The sequence below is a fragment of the Xylanibacter sp. genome, assembly GCF_057607445.1.
In genome coordinates, this window is record NZ_DBLZAX010000054.1 from 1 (window position 1) to 1,411 (window position 1,411).

1 protein-coding gene is annotated in these 1,411 nt (G+C 45.4%); it reads right to left on the reverse strand.

What is annotated here, in order from left to right; translation table 11 throughout:
- Positions 1 to 170 precede the first annotated feature (170 nt).
- A partial coding sequence (locus ACZMIG_RS14785) for an IS1380-like element IS612 family transposase (RefSeq protein ID WP_487889769.1) occupies positions 171 to 1,411 on the reverse strand: 1,241 nt, incomplete at its 5' end.

Consider the following 1,411-nt stretch of genomic DNA (forward strand, 5'->3'; position numbering starts at 1 on the left):
CCTAAAATCCGCAACTATCATCCAATACACGATTAAGGGTAGATTTATGAGTCGTTAGTAGTAGCTTTCAGTAAAAAGCAACAGCACAACATCAATATGTAGCCAACATCCCCTTACCCCACGATGCGACTTGAGGAAATACGCAGATTCTAACCGGAAAGAAAGGATTCTTATCCGAATTCTGTTTTGAAGGGTTTTGCATAAGCGCGGTTCTCTGTGTAGATATTCAGCACGTATTGCCTTGCAGTCATGATCCACTTGGCAGGTACGGAGATGAATCTGAAGACAAAAGCCTTTATGCGACTCGTTTTCTTGAGCCCAAAAGCCTTGGTGTCAAGCCTGCTCATGATGGTCTTGTAGAAATTGTGTATCAATGCAGTAAGCAGAAGAAAGACAGTATTCTCCGCCATGAATGACTTGGGGAGCCTGCTCCAACCGAATCCGTTGTTCATGTCGTCAAAGATACGTTCCTTGCCGCCACGCAGATTGTAGAATTCAACAATGTCCCTTGTCGATGACTTGTAATCGTTGGTCAGAATACAACGGTAAGTGTATTCGCCTTCCCATAGGTCAAGGTCGCCACTGTTGCGTCTTTGTCTCTGGATGACAAGACGATAGCACTTGCCTTCCCATTTCTCAACGAGAATGGAATTGAGTTCGAACTGGATGCCGTTAATCTCCTCCGTCTTCCATCCTCTCAGAGCAAAGATGTCATTGTAGAGCGAACTGCATCGGTTGGCACGGATGTAGAAATGTTTGCAATGCTTCTCTATCTCACTGACGATTTCCTTCGAGCAGGAACCGCAGTCTGCCCTGAAGCGATTTACACGGATGTTCTGGGATTCCAGAAGAGCGAAGAATCTCTTATGGGTGTCTGCCTGATGAAAACGCACATTCGTGTTGCCATCGCTGTTCTCGATATAGACTATCTTGTCACCGATAACATATACGCCAGGCCTGTAGCCGAGGAACTTTTTGTAGGTCGGTTTTGCATCATACTTCTCCGTTTCAAGAAACTGATGGTCAAAGTCAACATCGTATTCCTCAATTTCCTTCAACTCGCCTGTAGAAACCAAAGCGTTTATAAGCAATGTGTTGAGTTTGTCTGCAGTATTGAAATCATAGGTCTTGCCTTGGTCGGAAGTATAGGAGATGTTTTCCTGTGTCAGTTCCTTGATGGCTCTGAGGATGGTATCAGAGCTGCATGTACGAAGGGTAGGATGATACGAGAGATGGCGCATCAGTTGTGACGTTACGTCTTCCACGCATGAGCCGCCACAGAAATAAACGCTCATCAGCGAACGGACTATCTCGCTGAACTGATATCCGATGATACTGCGGCATCTCTGACCCAGTGTTGAGTCGATAACGGGTGAAAGCATGGAGTCAAATTTCTCCATGATTGAAAAAA